Raw genomic sequence first — 16,946 nt, 5'->3', positions numbered from 1 at the left:
CATCACCTGCCCAAATCTACATCTTGGATGCGATAAATTTCCATTCCTGCAATTCTGGCGTTATAAGCTGCTAACTGTTGTTTTGAAGGATTATTCGGTAAAGGTGGAGTATCTACCGCTCTGACAAAAATAGTTTTATTAAAAGAAATTCCTTTACCTGACTGGTCTTTACCTTTAAAAACCACTAAATTAGCAACCATATCTATGCGCCATTGACCAGGAGATAATTTTTCTGGCGGCGCAAGATAACGCACTACTAAGGCTGATTGTGTCTCACCATTAAATACATCAGATGGCGTTAAAGCTGCTATTTCTCGTAAAAAACTAGCCCGAAAATCTTCTGATAATGCAAATCCAGCATTCCAGGTATTTGTAGTAACTTTTTTATCAGATATCTGGATACCAGGGTCAATTTTTAAATTCCTGGGGTCGAGATTTTCGTCAGATGATTTGGGTAGAGCATTCCAACTCATCAAATTCATCATAGTCCGCCCCACAAAATCCATAATAGCTTGGTCAGTGCGGTCTTTTTCTCCCATCGCAACTGCCCTAATAGAAGTTCCATCTTGAAGTTCAACTAAAGTTGGCTTGCTATTAGAAATCTTACCCAATCTACTGGAATTAGCGAGAGTAATTAAAAATAAAAATATTAAAATAACAGTTTGTCCTATAGATACCAAAGGAGTAAAATTAATCTCTTTCTTATCCAGTAATTTCATCTGAATATCCTCCCAGAGATTAACCTACCACTACTAGAGAAAGCAGAGAAAACTGCCATCCCTCCACCAGCACCTATTGCTATTGCTAAAATCGGAGATAAAATCGCTTCTATCAACTGTAAAAACAAAGGATTGTTACTATCTGCATTTACAATTGAGCTAGCAGCAATTCCACAAATAATTGAATATGATATCAGTACTAAAGTAAGTGCCAACCAGCCTGCAAACCAAGCATAGATAGGTTTAGTACCAAAAGGAAAAAGCGAAAGCACCAAAAAGATAGGCGCAATGTAAGCATTCAATAAAAATGCTACTTGCACAACATACTGAAACGCTGCTTGTAATCCACTAAAGATAATCCATGATAAAGCTTGCACCATTGAATTGATAGTTTGACCAGCAATATCTAATGGATTCCAGCTATTTGAATAAGCAGGTAATCCATATTTATCTCGATAGTCTTGAGCTTGCTTTGTCACCTGAGCCGCCTTCTCTTTTTGACAAATCTCTCGCGGATTTATCGGGTTTCCTTGATTATCCTTGGCACTGGTAGGCTTTTTTTCACACTCTTGCATTTGTGCTTGGGCTGAAAGCGCAAATGCCTGATTCATATTGGTAGTGCGAATTGCATCTCTTAAACTAATACCGTTGCGCGTAATACTTAGCACCTTATCATTTAAATTAATAGCTGTATTCCGAAACATTAAAGAAGTACTAGCAAGTAATTGACCATTATTGATTGTCAACATCAAACACACCAATAATGGATATACCATCTCATTTAAAACATCATGGCTCCATCCTTCTTGCATCATGCGTGAATACCAACCTACTGACCAAAAAGAAACAAATACAACACCACATAAGGCAGAGATAGTGACTACTGCTTTATATATTTCACTCTGTCCATTAGCTAAATCTTGCCAATCTTGAGTAAATGAAGATACAACTAATCGTGAGCCATTAATAGCACCATCAACGATATCTTCAGCATTAGTATGTCCAGTTACATCTAGTAAGTACCAGAACGTCAGATTATTTAGCATCTTGCTTACCCCAGAAACTATCAGCAAAAGCCGCCGCACCTATAATTTGTTTAGCACTGGAATTACTATTAGCTTGTTCTTGTCTTGCTTGTTCATCTAACCTACTGGAAATATCACTCAGATTAATGTTTGCGGCTGATAAAGCTCTAGTTTGTTTTTGGGATTCGCTATGAATCGATTTAGTAATAATTGTGGTTTGCAAATTCTGCACTGCCATTTTTTTGAGAATGTCCTGAGTAATCACATCATTTTGAACCTCATCTGTGTTATTAGATGAAGTTGCCAAAGCCTGATTAGACATTTCACCCTCTTGGGCTTGAGTTTTCTGTCCTTCTCTACCCAAAACCGACTCAGACAGTCCATAAATGTAAGATTGATGCCAGTTTCTTTGAGCATTATCACCTTGGGTTTGCGAATCAGTTTGCACTAAATCTGTCTCTTGTTCTTGAATAACAACCTTAATTTTTTTACCAGCTTTTAAAGGGTCAGGTATTCCTAAATCTCCCACTGTAGAACTGATAGCATCGTTTAAATCTGCATTTAATTCTTGCCACTGCTGGCTGAATTCTTGTTTGTACTGCTCAATGGAAGTTTTTAGGCTCACAAGAACCTGTTGGAGTTGATTAAGAAAAGATGCTCCAGCCCTAGCTGGTAAAGCTGAAAATAGGAAAAATAGAATTATGAAGCTGCTAAAAACTGCTAAACGGCGGCAGATAAGGGGTAACGTCAATTGGTTGAGTGATTTCATATAAGTTCTCTCTTGAGACTGTAAAAGATTTAGGCGAGCAAGCAGATATTACTTCTGCTTGTTGTCCCACTAATTTCTTACCAGTTACTATCAATGGTGCAGGAGGTTTGTTATCGGTTTTTTTAGAGAGCCTTGCAAATAAACTTCCCTCATATCGCGGGGATTCAGGTATTAGAGATACTGGCTGAGAATGCATTAAAATATAATCTTTATTCGCTTGAAATTCAGTATTTATACCTGGTTGTTTTAATTGAAATCTAGATTTTTTATTCATTAAACCTGCATAATAAACAGATTTGAGAAATCGGTCACTTTGAACATCATTACTAGCTGTTTCTATAGCTTGCTGACAAGCTTCTTCTTTCTGAGCAATATATTTCTCATGCTGTGCCTGATTCCACTTCCAAACTTCAAAAGATGCCCATGCCGCTAACACTCCTAAAATGCCTAGCAAGACTTTATATTGTGCTAATTTAGTAACAAATTCTAACTTTTTCATAGAGGCTTACCCTGTTTAATGCAATCCACGTAATACTTAGAAAACTCCGCAACCCATAGAAATTTATCTGCATACATAGCTTTAAATCTGTCACGAGCTGCTTGCTCCTCCCGACTATTTGCAACCAACGCCAACATTGAGTAAGAAGGATAATATCGACAGCGAATATATTTGTTGTTGTAGTCCAACAGCCAGAGCGTATATAACTGCTTGATATTGGGGCGAAAGCTTTCATTTTTCTCAATAATGTCTTGAGGAATTCCCAAATGCTCAGAAAAACTCTTGGCTGCCCCAGGCACTATCCGCCCAATCAAACGACAGGGCATATTTTGTAAAATCTGCTCACCAGCTTCTGAATTAGCAATCGAAAGAATATCTTGCCCAGCCAGCATGACTCGACAACCAGACTTTCGCGCTGTAGCACATTTACGACCTACCAACCGCGATAAAGCAGCGAACCGTAACAACACACTGCTTTCATCCATGAAGAACGCGCTATTCGGTGCTGAGAGCGATTGGCGAGAAGCGGCGATATATGCAGACATCCCGAAAACCTCTGCATCTTTACTTGATTGCAAGTTCGTCAGTGCAAAAGTAATCAACTTGGCATCAGTGTCAAAAGTTGAAGGACGGCAGATGGCATTGCCGATACTGCTATTTTTCCAATATTGAAAGCGCAGCCGGATATAATTAAGCGATCGCTCAACATTCTCATCCTCATATCCCAGGCTAATATGCTGCTTGTCAAAGAAATGTTCCATATCTGCTAAAGTCGGGGTATTCTCCCAAGCTGCAGAACCCAATCCCCCTGACTTAGCAAGTGCAAAGCGTCTTTGAATATCATGATCATCGTAAAAAGCCTTTGTCCCCAGGGGAATTAAAGACTCAATTGTTTGCGACAAGAAGCCATCAAAAGTCTGCGAACCCAAAACTAATTGCAGAACAATCAAGTTCACATCATTCCTGTGCGCCTTAGCTCGTTCTTCCCTTTGCTCTACAGGGATTTTTGATAAGTCCAAAGGTTGCACTAAATTATTGGACTCCTTGGAGATATCAAAGTAAAAGCCGTTGTGATAAGGCGTGTAATCGCCAAACGTACCTGTGCCATCATCATTAGGCAAGTCAATCATCAAAACGCTCATATCCTGAGCTTGGCACTCGGCAATGATGGATGAGACTAAAACCGACTTACCTGAGCCAGTTGTACCCAGAATCAAAATATTTTTAGTTTTTGAGAGGTCAATTTTTACAGGTGAATCTCCTTCATCTGCAATCAACTCAAACCCTTGCATATCTGCGGGACTATTTTGCACTATATTGGTCAGTCCCAGAATTTCACTAGCAAAAAAAGTTTGCCGCCGATTGTACGGGCGCATCAAAATTGGTTCCAGCCTGATTAACAAAGTCTGCAACCAGATTAACCAAGCATATTCAAATTCACGGGTTAGCTCTGTAGGTTGAGAAATATAACCAGAAATCAGTCTGCAAGCATCATCTATTTCCTCTGCTGTATCTCGATAAACCAGCACCACCAGGCTTAAATTGAGTGGCACATCTCCTGTGTAAAGTTGTCGTTGTGCTTCCACCGAACGCTCAACATTAATTTGGGCAGAAACATCAATTGATTTTTTCTGCTGCACATTTAAATCTAACGCCCTGGAGCGTTTAGTAATCATCTGCTGGGCAGCACGGGTAATTCCTCGGTCAGCCGGAGAGAATTCCGTGATAATTTCCACATCAAAAATGTTGTGACGCGAAAATAAATCCCACAGAAAACGAATTTGATGTTTGGTGTCAGCAAAGATTTCTGGTTTGCGGCTCAATACCATTACCCCGACATACTTCTTCTCATCACCGTTTGGTAAGCAAATCCAGCGCTTATCTGCGAAAGGTACACCATTGTTGAGGATGATAGAAGTCAGATGAGGCTGATTGATAATTTCGATTGGTTTATCAAAACAAGCCTTTTCATCAATTTCTTCTCTCACACCTTGCTCATCAAATACCAAAGTGTGCGGAATAGTGACTTCTTTAGCTCCAATATTTTTACAAAGTTCTTGCCATAAATCTTTATCTGTTTTCGGCTGAGGATTTAACCCCATCTCTGCAAGAATCTGCTGGTATCTTAATGAGGCTTCTAGAGCTTTCGTTAATATTTGCGTTAATCTTTTCATGGTTAATTGATTAACGCCAGAATCTGTAAATCTGCGTTGTAAGAAGTTAGCCAATTTCACCAAAAACTTATCTACTGGGTCTGAGGTTTCTAAAGCTTCAGAAGCTATAGTAAATGACCAGTAAATATTGAGTTTGATATTCTTACGGGCTTTTTCTTTAGTGAGCTTTTGTGTGCGGGCAAGTCTTCCCCAGTCTAAGAATTCGCACTCTGGAGAAGCTGGATGATTTAAGCGTTGCATCAAATATTCTGCACTATCGCTATCATCACAGAAAGAACTCCATCTAAACGTGATTTTTTCTCTTTGTGGGACTTCTTTACAGCCACTTTCAAAAGCCTTGGCAATTGCTTCTATCTCTTGTGCAGAGTTGAATAAAGGATGAATTCCTGTGCAAGAATAACCAAAGATTAATTGCAGAGTATTACTACTTTCAGTTAAGTGCTTTTTACTGAGTAGATAGGCTCCAATAATGTAGGAATCTTTTTTGAGTCTGACTATTGTCGTTAAATCCAACCAATCTTCAAATGGGTTGAGAGTTTTTGGTTGAGATGAGCGAGCCAATTTGACTTTTCTGGTTCCAACTTTTTTCTTGTGCTGTGCTTGAGTGTAAGTGGCATATCCTCTTGTCCATCTGGGAATAATTGGGTAAATCTTAGACCAATAAAGATATGGTTTATCTCCTGAAAGTAGGGCGATTGAGAAACTTGCCCAAAATGCCAAACCTAAGCCCCAGAAAATATCTAATCCTAAAAGTAGGCTCAAAAGTCCAAAAACTACACAGAATACACCTGCAAAAATTACAAATTGTCTACCTGTAAACGGGCCAAATTTTGGACTTTCACCTAAGCTCTGATTGACTTTGATCATCTCTTGTTTCATCAGATTTTTAGAGCCATAGCATAGGGTGTCTGAAAGCAAAGCCAGAATTAACTACAAGCTGCGTTATTACCAAAAAGCAGAGATTGAAATACTACAATCAATATCACAGATATAAAAGTGAAAATTGGCTGCTGAATGACATTGCTCACTTCTTCACCGCGCCCATAAGCCGCAACTCCTTGATATACAGAGAAGCAGAAGTAACCAAATAAAACTATTGTCAAGGCGGTAAATAAAATCATTGGCAGACTAGTCAGAACTGCATTACTAATCGCTCCACCTGCTGACGCATTAGTAATTATGCATTCCATTGCTTTTTGGGCATTAGAAAATATTGAATCTGCTCTAGCTGCTCTTGATTGCAAGGCAATAGAGAGCGTGGTTGCTACTGAAACTAATTGCCAGCGTACTGGAAATAATCTATCAAGTAAGTTTTTTGTGGCAAGATTAATTCTTGCTTTACTATCTACTTGCATAGATGCTTTAAGCAAAGCTAAAGCCACAGCGAATATTTTTCTTTGCATAATGAATGCCAAAGATTAGTAAAGTTGTCTAACTGTCGTTTGAAGGCTGATGCCTTTCATTAGAGGCTATTGTGAGGGTTTTTCCCTCTAAGATTTGATGAATACTGATTATGAGCTTGGGTTCTTAATCTTGATAATTATCAAGAGCCATTTAGATGCCTTTGCCCTGACTGTTCCTTGCTTCTACGAAATTCAACTATTAGAAATCAACTTGATTGAGCAACAAGCTTAATTATTTTGCAAAGGAACAATAAAAAAACTTTAGTCCAAGTTACTAGAGCGGAACAATTTTTGTAAAATTATTTCAACTTTATATATATTTGTTATCACCATTAGCCAAAATTTCATTCCTAGAAATAGTTGACTAAATAATATTCTTATGCACTTTTCAATGCTTTATTTTTATTTGTAGACAAGTACGTATTTATGATAACTTTCTTGATAAAAAGTTTACAATAGCTGCGCCCGCCCTTGGCATTCGCGGAGCGTGTCGTAGACAAGCCTCTCGCAGAGAAGGCATCGCACTGCTGATAGAATCAGCAATTATGGTTAGAAAAGGCAATTCCTGGAAACATACTTGTCAATTTGCGCTGTTGCAGATTTGCTAGCATGAGTTGTAAGAGACTTCTGCCCCAGCGTCAAATAGTACATCCGTAGTTGGAGATACAAGCTGTCATAATCTTTCTCAGCTAACAATGATCTAATTCCAACTTTGTAGCGACGGAAAAATTCTGCTTTACGTGATTGACATAGTTCAGTACTAGTTTCGGCAGTTTTTTAGTCCTGCATCAGAACTTCCTCAGCATCAGCGGCTCTTACGCATTGGTATTACTTGTTGCTCAGACTACTGGCATTTCTGGCTGAAATACTTTATTTTTATCTGGTTACAATTCGTGCAAACGCAGTGAAATGATAATAGTCTGAGATAACAAAAATCTATAATCCATTCAAGGTAGATAAAAAGTGACAGCTTTAACCATTGCTTTCTTTAACCAATCAGGGGGTGTCGCCAAAACCACTTTGACGATGAATATTGGTTATCATCTTGTGGAACGTGGTCGAAAAGTCTTGCTTGTTGACGTTGATCCGCAGAGTTCCCTGACAACCTTTATGGGATTGGAACCTGTGGAGCTTGATAAAACTCTTTATCACGCACTGGTTCAACAGGAAGAACTAACGATTATCCATGATATTTACGGTATGGATTTAGCCCCTTCCAATATAATTCTCAGCAAAGCTGAAATGGAACTGGCAGGAGCGATCATGCGGGAACTTCGCCTTAAACAGGTATTGGAAAACGTACAAGACCAATATGATTTAATTTTGCTGGATTGCCCGCCTAGTTTGGGAATTTTGAGCATCATGAGCTTGGTTGCGGCAACACACGTCTTAATTCCTATCCAAACAGAATTTAAAGCACTCAAAGGCACCCAACTGCTGTTAAGCACTATTCTTGAGGTTCTCAACTTAGCAAATAAAAAATTAAAAATTGCTGGTATTGTGCCGACTATGTATGATGGACGGACATCTCAAGGAGAACAGAGTTTGAAAGCCATCAATGAACAGTTATCAAAAATTGGCGCGGTACTGCCAGCGATTCCTAGAGGCACTGACTTTGCCAATGCTTCCCAAAGCCGTAAACCTTTAGCTCTCTATAACCCAAAACACCCTGCAATAGAGTTGCTACAAGAAATTGCAAAGAAATTGGATAAAATCTCATGATAGCTAGAAAGAAAACGCCTGAAGAGTTTCAGTTTGGTGGAGTTCTTAATGCTTTTGTCAGTCATACTGAACAAAAGTCTGAAGATATTAATTTGCTACCGTTAGCAAATATCATTCTGCCTAAAAGCCAACCACGGCGTTACTTTGATATCCAAAAGCTGGAAAAACTTAAAGCTTCTATTGAACAATATGGCATTCTTGAACCATTAATTGTCCGTCCTGTAGAAGGTAATATTTACGAGTTAGTTGCTGGAGAGAGACGCTATCGAGCAGCGAAAGACCTAAAGCTTCTGGAAGTTCCTGTTGTCGTTCGGGAGTTGAATGATAAGGAAGCTATTCAAATTGCTCTGATTGAAAACCTTCAACGCGAAGACTTAAATCCTGTGGAAGAAACACAGGGCATATTGAACCTTCTAGCAGTGGAACTAGATATAACTCCAGAGCAGGTAAAATCATTGCTGACGCAAATGAAGCACGCCGCAGATAAATCTGGGCATAACGTTATGCCCAAGGAAATAACTGTTGTAGAGCAGGTTCTAGCTTCTTTGGGGAAAATGACTTGGGAATCCTATGTGAAAAATCGCCTACCTTTACTGAATCTACCAAAAGAGCTTTTGCAAGCTTTAGAACAAGGCTCAATCGAATACACAAAAGCCAAGGTGATCGCGCGGATGAAGAATGAAAAGCAGCGCAAGTCTCTACTGAAGGCTGCCATAGCTCAAGATTTATCTCTGACTCAAATCCAAGAAAAAATTGCCAAACTGAAAGCCGCAGAAGTACAAGGGGATGAAGGTAGAACGGATAAGAAAGCTACATATCCGCAGAGACTGAAAGAAATTTATACTAAGGCGAAGAAAGTTAAATCCTGGGATGATCCGGAAAAACAGCAGGAGTTTGAAGCGTTGTTAGAGAAACTTGAGAAGCTGTTGTAGAAATTTTGTAGTTAGTTTTCGGTCTTATTTCATGCTGTTGTTCGCCTAAAGAATAACAAAGATGACAGAAGCATTATTATGGGAAAAGGTAAACAGATATCTTAGCCTATGAATCTTCAAGCCGTCACAAATTTAAATAATATGTCTCTTCACGTTCTGGTTGAACGAGTTGAGTCAGGCTATTTTAGAGCATCAGTGCCGGAGTTGGCAGATTGTGTTGCCGAAGCTGAAACCCGTGAGGCGGCGATCGCGGCTGTACAGGAGAAGGTTAGGGTGAGGCTGGCGAATATTGAGGTTTTGACGCTGGAAGTTGCAAATAATCCCTGGACAGAATTTATTGGGATGTTTGAAGGAGATAAAGAGTTTGCGGATCTGGCGGCAGAACTGCGGACGGAACGTGAGTTAGATATAAGTGGCGCTGCATGAGTCTTTGGTTGTTAGATACGGATCATGTATCTTTGTTATTAGACCGTCATCCGCAGGTGAGCCGCAAGGTAGCTTACCAGGGGGCGGAGGTTGCGATTTCCATTGTGACGGTTCAGGAATTGTTTAATGGTTGGGTAGTGCGAATAAATGATGCGCGAGAAGTTGAAGATGTTGTGAGGTTGTATGGAAAGTTGAGCCGGACAGTTGCTCTATTCGGAAGGGTAAGGGTACTGGACTTTGATGAGAAAGCAGGGAAAACGTTTCAGCGATTGCTAAGAGAAAATCCAACATTATCGAAACAGCGATTACAGAAGGATATGCGAATTGCTGCAATTGCCTTGGCGAATAATGCAGTTATGGTGACGCGAAACTATCGAGATTTTTCTCAAGTATCAGGATTAAATATTGAAGATTGGTCGCAGCAGGATGGTTGAGGTCAGTAAGGACATATCAGGTAACACCGATTCATGAATAAGATACGAGACTGAGAAACCCTATTTTAAAGCACTATAATCTGCACACCGTAGATAACTGGGCATAACGTTATGCCCAAGGAAATGACTGTCGTAGAGCAGGTTCTAGCTTCTTTGGGGAAAATGACTTGGGAATCCTATGTGAAAAATCGGCTACCTTTGCTGAATCTACCAAAAGAGCTTCTCTTCGCCTTAGAACAAGGCTCAATTGAATATACAAAAGCTAGAGCGATCGCGCGGATGAAGAATGAAAAGCAGCGCAAGTCTCTACTGAAGGCTGCCATCGCTCAAAATTTATCTCTGACTCAATATGCTTTGAATCAAAATATGAGAAAAATTTTGAACCATAAACTAGAAAAGAGTTAACGAAAATTCAGGCTTTCGCGCTAATCACAAATTAAAACTTTGAATCAAATTATGAGTGAGAGTTTAAATTCTGAATCATAACTAGAGAATGAGTTGAAAAAACATAATTAGACAAAACTTGCACAAAAAATCCCTGAAAAAATTGTTCTAACTTAAACTTTCAATTCAAAATATGGTTCAAATACCCATGATATGGTTCAAAACGTTTGTTTTAATAGATATCTGAGTACAAATCAAATATTTCATTGAACAAGCGATCGCTCTGTTGTTGCGCGATCGCTAACCTTAAACCGTAGCTGAATAATAATGATAATCAAGTCGAAGGATTGATACAAACTTCGCTTTTATCAGTCTTTTTATCGGCTACACGATAATCATTATTAGTACAAAAACTCGAATACTAAAAGTGAACTAAAAACTGGATACTCATTTCTGAAGCATATCATGGGTTAAAATCTCAATTTTTAGTTCAAATCACACTCAAATCCAAGAAAAAATTGCCAAACTGAAAGCCGCAGAAGTACAAGGGGATGAAGGTAGAACGGATAAGAAAGCTACATATCCGCAGAGACTGAAAGAAATTTATACTAAGGCGAAGAAAGTTAAATCCTGGAATGATCCGGAAAAACAGCAAGAGTTTGAAGCGTTGTTAGAGAAACTTGAGAAGCTGTTGTAGAAATTTTGTAGTTAGTTTTTGATCCTATTTCATGCTGTTATTTGTGTAAAGAATAACTTTGATGACAGAAGCAGTATCTTTGTTATTAGAGGTGTCATACAACCAAATATTCCATGTTACAGCACTATAATCTGCACGCCGCAGATAAATCTGGGCATAACGTTATGCCCAAGGAAATGACTGTTGTAGAGCAGGTTCTGGCTTCTTTGGGGAAAATGACTTGGGAATCCTATTTGAAAATCGGCTACCTTCAGTAGACCTAAAAGTTTTGCGATCGCTAAAAAATGGTAGCTTACGATACATTTTTTGAGGGAAATATACAAAAGCTGAGAGTTTAGCTCAATGATAAGATTACTTTATAAATTAGCATCCAAAAATCAACCAAGATTCAGCCAGATGGTAAACACACTTCGCTCTTTACCCCATAGTTGCGGTCTACAGCTTGACGTAAAAATTCAAGCATCTGTTTGAGGGTAAATAGATGAGAAAAAACTTGTCTAGTACTTCTTTTTAAACGGCTAAGATAATGCCATACTAGATAAATCCAAACGTTAATAATTAAAAACGCCAAAGCTACAAACAGAAGTCTAATTGTTGGATTTTTGATAGTTGTTTTAATGCGGCATTGATTTTTCATCCGATAGCTACTTTCAATTCCGAAACGAAGACGATAGTCATCATGTATTGAATGTAATGACAGCTTAACTTTATAAACAGCGTAAATAAAAAACTCCCGCCCATGCGCTCGTCTTTTACCATTTTTATATGTACAAACTATCCACACATTAAAAGTAACTGAGCCATATTTATCGCTGTTTAAAGTATAACTAGTCTTATAACTACGCCGCCCTCTAATTAATTGTCTAGTTCCGCCATGTTTGCCTCGAACAATAACTGGCATTTCAAATGGGATATCCAAAGCTTGTAACCATCTAATTACAGGTACACAGAAGAATTCTCTGTCTAAATATAATCGTTCTATTTTCAGATTCAAAGGTTCAATCAGTGCTAAAAGATAAGTGATAATCGCTGCCTTAGTATTTTGTTGTTGAATAGCTTTAATAGCTAAGGTGACTCGTTTATTTTTCTTAATTACATAGACAGTAGCGTAAGCATAAAAAGAACAAGTGCCACTTTTAGCTTGACTTCTATAAATATATGGGGCTTCCGATGGTGATGGTTCACCATAATAAGGAATTAAGTTAAAATCAATAGCTATTTTTTGCTTCCCCTGTCGAATTCCTTCTGGTAAACGGCTTTGTAGTGCTGTATTTAAGTCTAATTCTAGAGATTTTAAATCTGAATATTTATCTAAATGGTAACGAATATCGTTGCTTGTCGGAACATTTTTTAAGACTTTGGTTGTGTTTTCAATACTATCCCTTTGGGTGGCTGCTCGAATTAAAATTTCAAAGATATTTTGTTGTTCACATTTACCTTGAGTAGGAATTGGAATATGTTCTGTTAAACAGTTAACTACTTCATTTAAGGTTTTACTATCAGTTAAAACTGGCTCTCTTGAACTCATAGCCAAACTAAATAATCCTCAATTTTGCTTCTTTACCTCCATACTTTACAAAAATTGCATACTACAGATCCAGAACTATGTTTTGGTGGGCGCGTTACCCTTAACTTTTTCGGTGATTAATGAGTTTTACTTATTTATGGCTGCTCAAGGAGTTTTCTAAAAAATGTATCTAATAATACGGTTTTTTTGACAACAGTCAGTTTTATAGGTATGCTCTGTGCGCGATCGCAGAACTTTTAGGTCTACTGACCTTTGCAATTATGGTTTCCATATTCTTTGCGACCCTACAAAGCACCATTAAAAATCTGATTAGCAGTCAGGTTTAAATTTGGAAAAGTAGGGGATATAATACGTTCCGAATTCCTAAATTGAGCAACTTGATATTCTTCATCAACTAGATGATAAATAGAAATGGTTGGTTGTTTGGGGTTCCCAATAAACTTTCTGGCTCCTAAGGCTGCATAATCAACGATCCAATATTCAGGAATCTTCATTGCTTCGTAATTCCCTAATTTGGTGTAGTAATCATCTTCCCAGTTGGTACTAACAACCTCAACGATCAAAGGAATTGATTCACTTTGAGTCACAGTAGATTCTTTTTCCCACAATTCCTCATTTTGCAAATTAGCATCGTTGATTAATACGATATCTGGCAAGTAACCCGATGATTTTCTCGGTGGTTTTACTAAAGCTGTTTTGGGGATAAAGTATGGCAGTTTCAAACGCTTATATTCAACGGTAATTTCTCCGGCTAAAAATCCCGTAACTTTTTCATGCTTTCCACTCGGTTGAGACATTTCTACAATTATCCCATCGTGTAATTCGTACCGTTTTCCAGTGTTTTCCGGCAACCATTCAATAAATTCTTCAAAAGTCAATAGTTTAGGTAAAGCTTGAGCCATATCAAAACCTCCGCTTGTTTTGACTTTACCATTGCCAGTGTCAGGACTAATTAGTTTGGCACCCCAGTACAGGTTAATGCTTGTTCTTACTTTTACCGTTAATTCTCTCAGGAGCGCTGCTAACTTTCACGAAACTAACCATAGTACTTGGATGCCAATTGTGTTTTGCTTCGATGTTCTAGAACACCGATTCATGAATAAAATACGAGACTGAGAAACCCTATTTTAACGTGTCATACAACCAAATATTCCTTGCCACACGACTATAATCTGCACGCGGCAGATAAATTTGGGCATAACGTTATGCCCAAGGAAATGACTGTTATAGAGCAGGTTCTGGCTTCTTTGGTCAAAATGAGTTGGGAGTCCTATGTTAAAAATTGGCTACCTTTGCTGAATCTACCAAAAGAGCTTCTCTTCGTCTTAGAACAAGGCTCAATCGAATATACAAAAGCCAAGGCGATCACGTAGATTAAGGATGAAAAGCAGTGATCGCAGTAGGTTCGACCGCGCATCTTAGGCGGTCGAAGCTCGTCGTCTGTCTTGCTTCTCTTGGAAAAGTAGCCAAGCTGATACGATCTGCCACTCGGAGTGGGAAGTTAACTAGTGCAGGACTTCAAGCAAAATTTTCTTTGATATCAAATTTCACTTTCAGGAATTACTACTTCTTCCAAAGTTCAGTAAATTTCTTATATACATCTGGAGATATCTGATCTTGTAAGTAATTGAGTGCTTGATTTTGATGCGGTTTTGCCTCATAAGAATTGCACACATCTGTCAGCTTAACTATTACAGGATTGACATCATTGGTTTGTCGCCACTTGTTGGTAAAATTCTTTAAAATGTCTGGACTTAACTGATTTTCTAAATAATTTAGTGCTTCGAGATAACTAGACTTTTTCGGATTCGATTTGAATTGAATGCACACATCTATTAGCTTAACGTTATTCGTTGGTAAACTTGTTTGGTTTAGACGTATGCGTGCTTCCTTGTCAGCAATACCATTTACCGTCAAACCCTGTTTTTGCTCAAATCTCTCTACCGCTTTATAAGTTTCTGGCCCATAAAACGGTTTGTCTGAAGGTATTTGAGCTTCAGTAGCGAAACCGTGACGTTTCAAATTTTTCTGAAGGCTGACAATTGTATCGTACAAGACTTTCTTGGTTTGTTCGCCAGCATCGCCATCAGCTTTTAGGGGTGGATAATCTTGCTGAAATTTTTTAATTGCTGTGACGGTTGGTTCATCTGTCAAAGGGTTGTTATTTGTCTTCCAGGGAGGACTGTTACCAGGAACCTTACTATCAGGAGCTAAATATCCGAAACCAATTAAGATATTACGGATAGCTTCATTGGTGTAGTTAGTTGCCATGTTTTTTGCTTCCTTGATGACTAAATTACTGATGCTGAAAGCTGGGAACACTGTTTTAAAGTTTCTACTGTCGTAGAAGTTATACGCGAAATCTTGCAGCTTTCCTGTATATTTATTGCGTGATAGCTATCCAGCAAAATATCAGAAAATCGTCAAAACCATCCAGCTTGTTGCCCCGTTCTTTGGGGGTTTTATCTACGTCCTTTGTTACAAAACAAGGAAGTTATTGAACTGGAATGGTACGAGCGGGTTCCTGCGGTATCCTTAGCATCTGCGATCGCACCAGCACTAAAGCCGCAATAATCATAGAAATAGGTTCCATAGATAATCCTCAATAATTTTTAACAGCTAAAATAGTCATTTTTGACCTTTTTTTGGCAAGGATTAATAACATAACCATCGGTTAATCATAATTTACGCAAAAAATTTTATATTTATACCCAAAGATAGAGGTACTTTTGTATTGGTTTTAAACTTATCTTGCAAGGTAATGGATGCTTTTTTAAATTCAGTAGACCTAAAAGTTCTGCGATCGCGCACAGAGCATACCTATAAAACTGACTGTTGTCAAAAAAACCGTATTATTAGATACATTTTTTAGAAAACTCCTTGAGCAGCCATAAATAAGTAAAACTCATTAATCACCGAAAAAGTTAAGGGTAACGCGCCCACCAAAACATAGTTCTGGATCTGTAGTATGCAATTTTTGTAAAGTATGGAGGTAAAGAAGCAAAATTGAGGATTATTTAGTTTGGCTATGAGTTCAAGAGAGCCAGTTTTAACTGATAGTAAAACCTTAAATGAAGTAGTTAACTGTTTAACAGAACATATTCCAATTCCTACTCAAGGTAAATGTGAACAACAAAATATCTTTGAAATTTTAATTCGAGCAGCCACCCAAAGGGATAGTATTGAAAACACAACCAAAGTCTTAAAAAATGTTCCGACAAGCAACGATATTCGTTACCATTTAGATAAATATTCAGATTTAAAATCTCTAGAATTAGACTTAAATACAGCACTACAAAGCCGTTTACCAGAAGGAATTCGACAGGGGAAGCAAAAAATAGCTATTGATTTTAACTTAATTCCTTATTATGGTGAACCATCACCATCGGAAGCCCCATATATTTATAGAAGTCAAGCTAAAAGTGGCACTTGTTCTTTTTATGCTTACGCTACTGTCTATGTAATTAAGAAAAATAAACGAGTCACCTTAGCTATTAAAGCTATTCAACAACAAAATACTAAGGCAGCGATTATCACTTATCTTTTAGCACTGATTGAACCTTTGAATCTGAAAATAGAACGATTATATTTAGACAGAGAATTCTTCTGTGTACCTGTAATTAGATGGTTACAAGCTTTGGATATCCCATTTGAAATGCCAGTTATTGTTCGAGGCAAACATGGCGGAACTAGACAATTAATTAGAGGGCGGCGTAGTTATAAGACTAGTTATACTTTAAACAGCGATAAATATGGCTCAGTTACTTTTAATGTGTGGATAGTTTGTACATATAAAAATGGTAAAAGACGAGCGCATGGGCGGGAGTTTTTTATTTACGCTGTTTATAAAGTTAAGCTGTCATTACATTCAATACATGATGACTATCGTCTTCGTTTCGGAATTGAAAGTAGCTATCGGATGAAAAATCAATGCCGCATTAAAACAACTATCAAAAATCCAACAATTAGACTTCTGTTTGTAGCTTTGGCGTTTTTAATTATTAACGTTTGGATTTATCTAGTATGGCATTATCTTAGCCGTTTAAAAAGAAGTACTAGACAAGTTTTTTCTCATCTATTTACCCTCAAACAGATGCTTGAATTTTTACGTCAAGCTGTAGACCGCAACTATGGGGTAAAGAGCGAAGTGTGTTTACCATCTGGCTGAATCTTGGTTGATTTTTGGATGCTAATTTATAAAGTAATCTTATCATTGAGCTAAACTCTCAGCTTT

General features: G+C 38.0%; 17 protein-coding genes. 8 read left to right on the top strand and 9 right to left on the bottom strand.

Annotated elements, in window-relative coordinates; all coding sequences use genetic code 11:
- Nucleotides 1–2 precede the first annotated feature (2 nt).
- Genes HGR01_RS39625 through HGR01_RS39600 form a run of 6 tightly spaced genes read right to left on the bottom strand, consistent with a single transcriptional unit; the run spans nucleotide 3 to nucleotide 6,589 of the window.
- Nucleotides 3–719, bottom strand: a complete 717-nt coding sequence (locus HGR01_RS39625) for a hypothetical protein (RefSeq protein WP_045874249.1) — start codon at nucleotides 717–719, stop codon at nucleotides 3–5.
- Nucleotides 716–1,765, bottom strand: coding sequence for a type IV secretion system protein (locus tag HGR01_RS39620; RefSeq protein WP_045874250.1), 1,050 nt, complete (start codon nucleotides 1,763–1,765; stop codon nucleotides 716–718). Before HGR01_RS39620 ends, HGR01_RS39625 begins: the two co-directional genes overlap by 4 nt.
- Nucleotides 1,755–2,513 carry a hypothetical protein gene (locus HGR01_RS39615; RefSeq protein ID WP_228045661.1) on the bottom strand — a complete coding sequence of 253 codons (759 nt, stop codon included), beginning with the start codon at nucleotides 2,511–2,513 and terminating at the stop codon, nucleotides 1,755–1,757. Before HGR01_RS39615 ends, HGR01_RS39620 begins: the two co-directional genes overlap by 11 nt.
- A complete protein-coding gene (locus HGR01_RS39610; RefSeq protein WP_045874252.1) occupies nucleotides 2,455–3,012 on the bottom strand; it encodes a hypothetical protein in 558 nt (185 codons plus the stop codon). The genes HGR01_RS39615 and HGR01_RS39610 overlap by 59 nt, the downstream gene beginning before the upstream one ends.
- On the bottom strand, nucleotides 3,009–6,065 hold the full coding sequence (locus HGR01_RS39605) for a helicase HerA domain-containing protein (protein ID WP_096622404.1): 3,057 nt from the start codon (nucleotides 6,063–6,065) through the stop codon (nucleotides 3,009–3,011). Before HGR01_RS39605 ends, HGR01_RS39610 begins: the two co-directional genes overlap by 4 nt.
- Nucleotides 6,066–6,112: 47 nt before the next feature.
- Nucleotides 6,113–6,589 carry a hypothetical protein gene (locus HGR01_RS39600; protein ID WP_045874254.1) on the bottom strand — a complete coding sequence of 159 codons (477 nt, stop codon included), beginning with the start codon at nucleotides 6,587–6,589 and terminating at the stop codon, nucleotides 6,113–6,115.
- 963 nt (nucleotides 6,590–7,552) lie between these two features.
- Here HGR01_RS39600 and HGR01_RS39595 point away from each other — a divergent pair.
- From HGR01_RS39595 to HGR01_RS39570, 6 genes are all read left to right on the top strand, one after another.
- The gene (locus HGR01_RS39595; RefSeq protein WP_071989482.1) at nucleotides 7,553–8,311 is read left to right on the top strand and encodes a ParA family protein; all 759 of its coding nucleotides are present in this window, start codon (nucleotides 7,553–7,555) and stop codon (nucleotides 8,309–8,311) included.
- Nucleotides 8,308–9,243 carry a ParB/RepB/Spo0J family partition protein gene (locus HGR01_RS39590; protein ID WP_045874255.1) on the top strand — a complete coding sequence of 312 codons (936 nt, stop codon included), beginning with the start codon at nucleotides 8,308–8,310 and terminating at the stop codon, nucleotides 9,241–9,243. Before HGR01_RS39595 ends, HGR01_RS39590 begins: the two co-directional genes overlap by 4 nt.
- A gap of 108 nt (nucleotides 9,244–9,351) precedes the next feature.
- Entirely contained in the window at nucleotides 9,352–9,669 is a 318-nt protein-coding gene (locus tag HGR01_RS39585; protein WP_045874256.1) for a type II toxin-antitoxin system HicB family antitoxin, read from the top strand.
- On the top strand, nucleotides 9,666–10,103 hold the full coding sequence (locus HGR01_RS39580) for a type II toxin-antitoxin system VapC family toxin (RefSeq protein ID WP_045874257.1): 438 nt from the start codon (nucleotides 9,666–9,668) through the stop codon (nucleotides 10,101–10,103). The genes HGR01_RS39585 and HGR01_RS39580 overlap by 4 nt, the downstream gene beginning before the upstream one ends.
- Before the next feature lie 111 nt (nucleotides 10,104–10,214).
- Nucleotides 10,215–10,508: a hypothetical protein gene (locus HGR01_RS39575; protein ID WP_045874258.1), complete on the top strand. Its 294-nt coding sequence runs from the start codon at nucleotides 10,215–10,217 to the stop codon at nucleotides 10,506–10,508.
- Between the two features lie 789 nt (nucleotides 10,509–11,297).
- Complete coding sequence (locus HGR01_RS39570) at nucleotides 11,298–11,441, top strand: hypothetical protein (RefSeq protein WP_155539693.1); 144 nt, start codon at nucleotides 11,298–11,300, stop codon at nucleotides 11,439–11,441.
- 131 nt (nucleotides 11,442–11,572) lie between these two features.
- Here HGR01_RS39570 and HGR01_RS39565 read toward each other — a convergent pair whose 3' ends face one another.
- Together HGR01_RS39565 and HGR01_RS39560 are read right to left on the bottom strand one after the other, a co-directional pair.
- Nucleotides 11,573–12,712: an ISH3 family transposase gene (locus HGR01_RS39565; protein ID WP_228045834.1), complete on the bottom strand. Its 1,140-nt coding sequence runs from the start codon at nucleotides 12,710–12,712 to the stop codon at nucleotides 11,573–11,575.
- A gap of 284 nt (nucleotides 12,713–12,996) precedes the next feature.
- Nucleotides 12,997–13,614 (bottom strand): Uma2 family endonuclease, encoded by a 618-nt coding sequence (locus HGR01_RS39560; RefSeq protein WP_045874259.1) that lies wholly within the window; start codon nucleotides 13,612–13,614, stop codon nucleotides 12,997–12,999.
- A gap of 252 nt (nucleotides 13,615–13,866) precedes the next feature.
- On the opposite strand from HGR01_RS39560, the gene HGR01_RS39555 reads away from it, so the two are divergent.
- The gene (locus HGR01_RS39555) at nucleotides 13,867–14,085 is read left to right on the top strand and encodes a hypothetical protein (protein ID WP_210403142.1); all 219 of its coding nucleotides are present in this window, start codon (nucleotides 13,867–13,869) and stop codon (nucleotides 14,083–14,085) included.
- Nucleotides 14,086–14,275: 190 nt separating this feature from the next.
- Here the strand turns inward: HGR01_RS39555 and HGR01_RS39550 are convergent, their stop codons facing one another.
- Entirely contained in the window at nucleotides 14,276–14,983 is a 708-nt protein-coding gene (locus HGR01_RS39550) for a peptidoglycan-binding protein (protein WP_052335426.1), read from the bottom strand.
- Nucleotides 14,984–15,740: 757 nt separating this feature from the next.
- On the opposite strand from HGR01_RS39550, the gene HGR01_RS39545 reads away from it, so the two are divergent.
- Complete coding sequence (locus tag HGR01_RS39545) at nucleotides 15,741–16,880, top strand: ISH3 family transposase (RefSeq protein ID WP_228045834.1); 1,140 nt, start codon at nucleotides 15,741–15,743, stop codon at nucleotides 16,878–16,880.
- Nucleotides 16,881–16,946 lie beyond the last annotated feature (66 nt).

Origin of the sequence: Tolypothrix sp. PCC 7712 (assembly GCF_025860405.1) — a bacterium.
Taxonomy (GTDB): Bacteria; Cyanobacteriota; Cyanobacteriia; order Cyanobacteriales; family Nostocaceae; genus Aulosira; species Aulosira diplosiphon.
Note: the sequence above shows the minus strand (reverse complement) of the source record. Positions and strands in the feature narration are given on the sequence as shown.

Coding starts and splice junctions, on each gene's coding strand:
- HGR01_RS39625 (WP_045874249.1), bottom strand. CDS start 719: ATGAAATTACTGGATAAGAAAGAGATTAATTTTACTCCTTTGGTATCT.
- HGR01_RS39620 (WP_045874250.1), bottom strand. CDS start 1,765: ATGCTAAATAATCTGACGTTCTGGTACTTACTAGATGTAACTGGACAT.
- HGR01_RS39615 (WP_228045661.1), bottom strand. CDS start 2,513: ATGAAATCACTCAACCAATTGACGTTACCCCTTATCTGCCGCCGTTTA.
- HGR01_RS39610 (WP_045874252.1), bottom strand. CDS start 3,012: ATGAAAAAGTTAGAATTTGTTACTAAATTAGCACAATATAAAGTCTTG.
- HGR01_RS39605 (WP_096622404.1), bottom strand. CDS start 6,065: ATGAAACAAGAGATGATCAAAGTCAATCAGAGCTTAGGTGAAAGTCCA.
- HGR01_RS39600 (WP_045874254.1), bottom strand. CDS start 6,589: ATGCAAAGAAAAATATTCGCTGTGGCTTTAGCTTTGCTTAAAGCATCT.
- HGR01_RS39590 (WP_045874255.1), top strand. CDS start 8,308: ATGATAGCTAGAAAGAAAACGCCTGAAGAGTTTCAGTTTGGTGGAGTT.
- HGR01_RS39585 (WP_045874256.1), top strand. CDS start 9,352: ATGAATCTTCAAGCCGTCACAAATTTAAATAATATGTCTCTTCACGTT.
- HGR01_RS39580 (WP_045874257.1), top strand. CDS start 9,666: ATGAGTCTTTGGTTGTTAGATACGGATCATGTATCTTTGTTATTAGAC.
- HGR01_RS39575 (WP_045874258.1), top strand. CDS start 10,215: ATGCCCAAGGAAATGACTGTCGTAGAGCAGGTTCTAGCTTCTTTGGGG.
- HGR01_RS39570 (WP_155539693.1), top strand. CDS start 11,298: ATGTTACAGCACTATAATCTGCACGCCGCAGATAAATCTGGGCATAAC.
- HGR01_RS39565 (WP_228045834.1), bottom strand. CDS start 12,712: ATGAGTTCAAGAGAGCCAGTTTTAACTGATAGTAAAACCTTAAATGAA.
- HGR01_RS39560 (WP_045874259.1), bottom strand. CDS start 13,614: ATGGCTCAAGCTTTACCTAAACTATTGACTTTTGAAGAATTTATTGAA.
- HGR01_RS39550 (WP_052335426.1), bottom strand. CDS start 14,983: ATGGCAACTAACTACACCAATGAAGCTATCCGTAATATCTTAATTGGT.
- HGR01_RS39545 (WP_228045834.1), top strand. CDS start 15,741: ATGAGTTCAAGAGAGCCAGTTTTAACTGATAGTAAAACCTTAAATGAA.